At 65.7% G+C, this 6,079-nt stretch carries 7 protein-coding genes; all 7 read left to right on the top strand.

The features are described from left to right. Positions 1-23: 23 nt before the first annotated feature. The 7 genes from atpE to LQ566_RS15855 all read left to right on the top strand — a co-directional run bounded on the left by atpE (position 24) and on the right by LQ566_RS15855 (position 5,994). Complete coding sequence (gene atpE / locus LQ566_RS15825) at positions 24-260, top strand: ATP synthase F0 subunit C (protein WP_231092735.1); 237 nt, start codon at positions 24-26, stop codon at positions 258-260. A gap of 30 nt (positions 261-290) precedes the next feature. Continuing rightward, a complete protein-coding gene (locus LQ566_RS15830; RefSeq protein WP_231092736.1) occupies positions 291-845 on the top strand; it encodes a F0F1 ATP synthase subunit B in 555 nt (184 codons plus the stop codon). Next, on the top strand, positions 845-1,633 hold the full coding sequence (locus tag LQ566_RS15835) for a F0F1 ATP synthase subunit delta (protein WP_231092737.1): 789 nt from the start codon (positions 845-847) through the stop codon (positions 1,631-1,633). The genes LQ566_RS15830 and LQ566_RS15835 overlap by 1 nt, the downstream gene beginning before the upstream one ends. Positions 1,634-1,696: 63 nt before the next feature. Beyond that, positions 1,697-3,340 (top strand): F0F1 ATP synthase subunit alpha, encoded by a 1,644-nt coding sequence (gene atpA / locus LQ566_RS15840; RefSeq protein ID WP_231092738.1) that lies wholly within the window; start codon positions 1,697-1,699, stop codon positions 3,338-3,340. A gap of 21 nt (positions 3,341-3,361) precedes the next feature. Then, positions 3,362-4,258 (top strand): F0F1 ATP synthase subunit gamma, encoded by an 897-nt coding sequence (locus tag LQ566_RS15845; RefSeq protein WP_231092739.1) that lies wholly within the window; start codon positions 3,362-3,364, stop codon positions 4,256-4,258. A gap of 24 nt (positions 4,259-4,282) precedes the next feature. Then, positions 4,283-5,731 (top strand): F0F1 ATP synthase subunit beta, encoded by a 1,449-nt coding sequence (atpD, locus tag LQ566_RS15850; RefSeq protein WP_231092740.1) that lies wholly within the window; start codon positions 4,283-4,285, stop codon positions 5,729-5,731. 2 nt (positions 5,732-5,733) lie between these two features. After that, positions 5,734-5,994, top strand: a complete 261-nt coding sequence (locus tag LQ566_RS15855) for a F0F1 ATP synthase subunit epsilon (protein WP_231092741.1) — start codon at positions 5,734-5,736, stop codon at positions 5,992-5,994. Positions 5,995-6,079 lie beyond the last annotated feature (85 nt).

Below are 6,079 nucleotides of genomic sequence, written 5' to 3' on the forward strand. Positions count from 1 at the left end.
CCCACCCAACGAAAGGAAAAACCGTGGACGCTACCACGATTCTCGCCGAGGTCTCCGGAAACGTCGGAACGATCGGCTACGGCCTCGCGGCCATCGGTCCCGCCATCGGTGTGGGCATCGTCGTCGGCAAGACGATCGAGGGTGTCGCCCGCCAGCCCGAGCTGCAGGGTCGCCTCCAGGTCATGATGTGGATCGGTATCGCCTTCACCGAGGCCCTCGCCTTCATCGGCATCGCGACCTACTTCATCTTCCAGGGCTGATTTCACCCCACTGACACGTAAGGAGACAGGATGCTGAACGCTCTTGTCACTGCCGCAGGCGGCGGGGAGGAGACTCCGAACCCGCTGTTCCCGGCGATCTACGACATCGTCTGGTCGGCGGTCTGCTTCGTGGTCATCCTGCTGGTCGTGTGGAAGGTCGCCCTTCCGAAGGTCACGAAGATGCTCGACGAGCGCTCCGCAGCCATCGAGGGCAACATTGCCAAGGCTGACGAGGCCCAGAAGCAGGCCGAGGCCGCTCTCGCGGAGTACACCGCGCAGCTGGCCGAGGCACGCAAGGAGGCCGGTACGATCCGCGACGCCGCCCGTGAGGACGGCAAGAAGATCGTCGCCGAGGCGAAGGAAGCCGCGACCGCCGAGGCCGCACGCATCCAGACCGCTGCCTCGACGCAGATCGAGGCCGAGCGTCAGGCCGCCTTCGTCTCCCTGCGTGGAGAGGTCGGCACGCTGGCCCTCAGCCTTGCAGGCAACGTGATCGGCGAGTCGCTGAACGACGACAAGAAGGCCACGGCCGTCGTCGACCGCTTCCTCGCGGACCTCGAGGCTTCCGAGAAGGCGAACCACTGATGGGCAGCGCGACCACTCAGGCACTCGCGGCGTCGGTGAAGGCGCTCGACGCGCACACGCTCGACCTCGCCACCGCACGCGACCTGTTCGCAGCCGCGCGTGCGGTGAGCGAGTCGACGCAGCTCGCCGGTGCGCTGTCCGATTCCGCAGCCCCCGTGGCCGCGCGTGAACAGGTCGTGAAGGCCGTCTTCGGCTCGGCGCTCGGCGCCGTGGCCGTGGACGTCCTCACCACCGTCGCCGCACAGCGCTGGTCCGATGCCGCCGGTCTCGCCGACGGCATCGAGGAGCTCGCGATCCGCGCCGCCTCGGCCGCGGATGCGAACGCCGACATCGAGGGGGAGCTGTTCGGCTTCTCTCGCACCATCGCGCAGAACCCTGATCTGGAGCTGGCTCTCGGCAGCCGTCTGGGTCAGTCTGCGGCGAAGGGAGCCCTCGTCGAGAAGCTGATCGGCGCAGCCGCTTCCCCCGCCACGACGCTCATCGTCTCCTCGCTCGTGCAGCTCCCCCGGGAGCGGCGCGTTCGTCAGCTGCTGAACCGGGCGATGGACATCGTCTCGGCACAGCGCGGCCGCACGGTCGCAACGGTGGTTTCGGCCTCCCCGCTGAACGACGAGCAGAGCAAGCGCCTCACCGCGGCGCTGGCAGCCAAGTACGGCTCCGGCGTCACGCTCAACACGGTCATCGACCCCACGGTCGTCGGAGGACTGCGCGTGCAGATCGCCGACGACGTGATCGACGGATCGATCTCGTCGCGTCTGGCCGACGTGCGCCACAAGCTGATCGGCTGACACCAGACTTTCCCGCACCAGCGGAGAACTTCGGGGCAGGGCCCCACTGAACGAAGGAACACAATGGCAGATCTCTCTATCAGCCCCGATGTCATCCGTGACGCGCTGAAGGACTTCGTCGCCGCTTACGAGACCCCTGGCGCCTCCGCGACCGAGGTCGGCACCGTCATCGACGCTGCTGACGGCATCGCGCACGTCGAGGGCCTCCCGGGCGTGATGGCCAACGAGCTCGTCCGCTTCGCCGACGGCACCCTGGGCCTGGCCCAGAACCTCGACGAGCACGAGATCGGCGTCGTCGTCCTGGGCGAGTTCTCGGGCATCGAGGCCGGTCAGGAAGTCACCCGCACGGGCGAGGTCCTCTCGGTCCCGGTGGGCGACGGCTACCTCGGTCGCGTCGTGGACGCGCTCGGCAACCCGATCGACGGTCTCGGCGAGATCGGCTCGATCGAGGGTCGCCGTGCTCTCGAGCTCCAGGCCCCCGGCGTCATGCAGCGCAAGTCGGTGCACGAGCCCATGCAGACCGGTATGAAGGCCATCGACGCGATGATCCCCGTCGGTCGTGGTCAGCGTCAGCTGATCATCGGTGACCGCCAGACCGGTAAGACGGCCATCGCGATCGACACGATCATTAACCAGAAGGCCAACTGGGAGTCGGGCGACGTCAACAAGCAGGTTCGCTGCATCTACGTCGCCATCGGCCAGAAGGGCTCGACCATCGCTTCGGTGAAGGGCGCGCTCGAAGAGGCCGGCGCGCTGGAGTACACGACGATCGTCGCTGCTCCCGCCTCGGACCCCGCGGGCTTCAAGTACCTCGCCCCCTACACCGGCTCGGCCATCGGCCAGCACTGGATGTACGGCGGCAAGCACGTCCTCATCGTGTTCGACGACCTGTCCAAGCAGGCTGAGGCCTACCGCGCCGTTTCGCTGCTGCTTCGCCGTCCGCCGGGACGTGAGGCTTACCCGGGTGACGTCTTCTACCTGCACTCGCGTCTGCTCGAGCGGTGCGCGAAGCTCTCCGACGAGCTGGGTGCGGGATCGATGACCGGTCTGCCGATCATCGAGACCAAGGCGAACGACGTCTCCGCCTACATCCCGACCAACGTGATCTCCATCACCGACGGCCAGATCTTCCTGCAGTCCGACCTGTTCAACGCCAACCAGCGTCCGGCCGTCGACGTGGGTATCTCGGTCTCGCGAGTCGGTGGTGACGCGCAGGTCAAGTCCATCAAGAAGGTCTCCGGCACCTTGAAGCTGGAGCTGGCCCAGTACCGCTCGCTCGAGGCGTTCGCGATGTTCGCGTCCGACCTCGACCAGGCGTCGCGTCGTCAGCTCGAGCGTGGTGCCCGCCTCACCGAGCTGCTCAAGCAGCCGCAGTACTCGCCGTACCCGGTGGAGGAGCAGGTCGTCTCGATCTGGGCCGGCACCAACGGCAAGCTCGACACCATCGCCGTCGAGGACGTGCTGCCGTTCGAGCGCGAGCTGCTGGACTACGTCGGCCGCAACACCGAGATCCTGACGCGCCTGCGCGAGACCAACGTGCTGGATGACGACACCATCGCCGAGCTGAACGATGTCACCGACAAGTTCATCCTCGAGTTCAACGGCGGCAAGGGCCGTGCGATCGACGCCCTCGGCAACGAGAGCGTGGACGCAGCCGCTGCCGATGACGTCACGCAGGAGAAGATCGTCAAGGGTCGTCGGGCGTAATCGCCTGACAGAGAGACACTCATGGGCGCACAACTCCGGGTCTACAAGCAGAAGATTCAGTCTGCTCAGACCACCAAGAAGATCACGAAGGCGATGGAACTCATCGCGGCTTCGCGAATCCAGAAGGCGATGGCGCGTGTGCACGCGGCATCTCCCTTCTCGCGTGCCGTGACGCGTGCCGTGTCCGCCGTCGCGACGTACTCCAATGTCGATCACCCGCTCACGACCGAGCCCGAGCAGATCCGCCGTTCCGCGGTCGTGATCTTCGCCGCGGACCGCGGTCTCGCGGGTGCCTTCAACTCCCAGATCCTCCGTGAGGGTCTGGAGGTTGCTGAGCTGCTGCGCAGCGAAGGCAAGGAGGTCGTCTTCTACCTCGTCGGGCGCAAGGCGGTCGGCTACTTCCAGTTCCGGAAGCTGGCCGCCGCCGGCGAGTGGATCGGTGACACCGATTCGCCCGCGTTCTCGACGGCTGAGGACATCGCCAACACCCTGCTGGACGCGTTCCGTACGGACTACGCGGACGGCGGCGTGGAGGAGATCCACCTCGTCTACAACCGGTTCGTCAGCATGATGACCCAGGAGCCCGAGAGCGTTCGCCTGCTTCCGCTGGAGATCACCGAGGCCGATGCCGCCGACGTGTCCTCCTCGCAGGTGTACCCGCTCTACGAGTTCGAGCCGGACGCCGAGACGGTGCTGGACGCGATCCTGCCGGTGTACATCCAGTCCCGCATCTTCAACGCCCTGCTGCAGTCGGCTGCCTCCAAGCACGCCGCCACGCAGAAGGCGATGAAGTCGGCCTCGGACAACGCCGACAAGCTCATCACCGACTACACGCGCCTGCGCAACAACGCGCGCCAGGCCGAGATCACGCAGCAGATCGCCGAGATCGTCGGCGGCGCGGACGCTCTGGCGTCCTAAGACCTCATCACGAAAGAGAAGACCATGACTGACACCGCCACGGCAGCTCAGACTGCGGTCGTCGGGCGCGTCGCACGCGTCACGGGGCCCGTCGTCGACATCGAGTTCCCGCACGACGCGATTCCGGACATCTACAACGCACTGAAGACGACCATCGTCATCGGTGACGAGTCGACCGAGATCACCCTCGAGGTCGCACAGCACCTCGGCGACGACCTCGTTCGCGCCATCTCGCTGAAGCCCACCGACGGCATGATCCGCGGCCAGGAGGTGCGCGACACCGGTGAGCCGATCATGGTTCCCGTCGGTGACGTCACCAAGGGCAAGGTCTTCAACGCCACCGGCGACGTTCTCAACCTCGAGCCCGGCGAGACCATCGAGGTCACCGAGCGCTGGCCGATCCACCGCAAGGCTCCGAACTTCGACCAGCTCGAGTCGAAGACCACCATGTTCGAGACGGGCATCAAGGTCATCGACCTGCTGACCCCGTACGTGCAGGGTGGAAAGATCGGTCTGTTCGGTGGTGCCGGCGTCGGCAAGACCGTTCTGATCCAGGAGATGATCCAGCGCGTCGCGCAGGACCACGGTGGTGTGTCGGTGTTCGCCGGTGTCGGCGAGCGCACCCGTGAGGGCAACGACCTGATCCACGAGATGGAAGAAGCGGGCGTCTTCGACAAGACCGCCCTTGTCTTCGGCCAGATGGACGAGCCGCCGGGGACGCGTCTTCGCGTCGCGCTGTCTGCTCTGACCATGGCGGAGTACTTCCGCGATGTCCAGAACCAGGACGTGCTGCTGTTCATCGACAACATCTTCCGCTTCACGCAGGCCGGTTCCGAGGTGTCGACCCTGCTGGGCCGTATGCCTTCGGCCGTGGGTTACCAGCCGAACCTCGCCGACGAGATGGGTGTGCTCCAGGAGCGCATTACCTCGACGCGTGGTCACTCCATCACCTCGCTGCAGGCGATCTACGTGCCGGCCGATGACTACACCGACCCGGCTCCGGCGACCACCTTCGCCCACCTCGACGCCACCACCGAGCTTTCGCGTGAGATCGCGTCGAAGGGTCTCTACCCGGCCGTGGACCCGCTGACCTCGACGTCGCGTATCCTCGACCCGCGTTACATCGGTGCCGACCACTACCGCGTGGCCAACGCCGTGAAGCAGATCCTGCAGAAGAACAAGGAACTCCAGGAGATCATCGCCATCCTCGGTGTTGACGAGCTCTCCGAAGAGGACAAGATCGTCGTGGCTCGCGCCCGTCGTATCCAGCAGTTCCTCTCGCAGAACACCTACATGGCGAAGAAGTTCACCGGTGTCGAGGGCTCGACGGTTCCGATCAAGGAGACCATCGAGTCGTTCGACGCCATCGTCAAGGGCGACTTCGACCACGTGGCCGAGCAGGCCTTCTTCAACGTCGGTGGCATCTCCGACGTCGAAGAGCAGTGGGCGAAGATCCAGAAGGAGAACGCCTGATCATGGCGCTGCACGTGACCCTCGTCTCCGCAGAGTCGGAGATCTGGACGGGAGACGCCTCGCTGGTCGTGGCCAAGACCGTCGAAGGCGAGATCGGTTTCATGTCCGGTCACGAGCCGGTGCTGGCCATCCTCGCGGAGGGTCAGGTGCGCATCACCACCACTGACGGCAGCAAGGTCATCGCTTCGGCGAAGGACGGCTTCCTGTCGATGGAGGGATCGGACCTCACCATCGTGGCGGGCAACGCCGCACTGGTCGCCTGATCGGCTCTCGCTGAATCGACCATTCGAAGCGCGCCGGCAGAGATCGGAAGAGCACACGTCTGAACTCCAGTCACAATCGGCGATC

The organism is Microbacterium nymphoidis (assembly GCF_021044885.1).
GTDB lineage: Bacteria > Actinomycetota > Actinomycetes > Actinomycetales > Microbacteriaceae > Microbacterium > Microbacterium nymphoidis.

Excerpts from the sequence above, each read along its gene's own strand:
- LQ566_RS15830 (WP_231092736.1), top strand. The coding sequence starts at position 291 with ATGCTGAACGCTCTTGTCACTGCCGCAGGCGGCGGGGAGGAGACTCCG.
- LQ566_RS15835 (WP_231092737.1), top strand. The coding sequence starts at position 845 with ATGGGCAGCGCGACCACTCAGGCACTCGCGGCGTCGGTGAAGGCGCTC.
- atpA (WP_231092738.1), top strand. The coding sequence starts at position 1,697 with ATGGCAGATCTCTCTATCAGCCCCGATGTCATCCGTGACGCGCTGAAG.
- LQ566_RS15845 (WP_231092739.1), top strand. The coding sequence starts at position 3,362 with ATGGGCGCACAACTCCGGGTCTACAAGCAGAAGATTCAGTCTGCTCAG.
- atpD (WP_231092740.1), top strand. The coding sequence starts at position 4,283 with ATGACTGACACCGCCACGGCAGCTCAGACTGCGGTCGTCGGGCGCGTC.
- LQ566_RS15855 (WP_231092741.1), top strand. The coding sequence starts at position 5,734 with ATGGCGCTGCACGTGACCCTCGTCTCCGCAGAGTCGGAGATCTGGACG.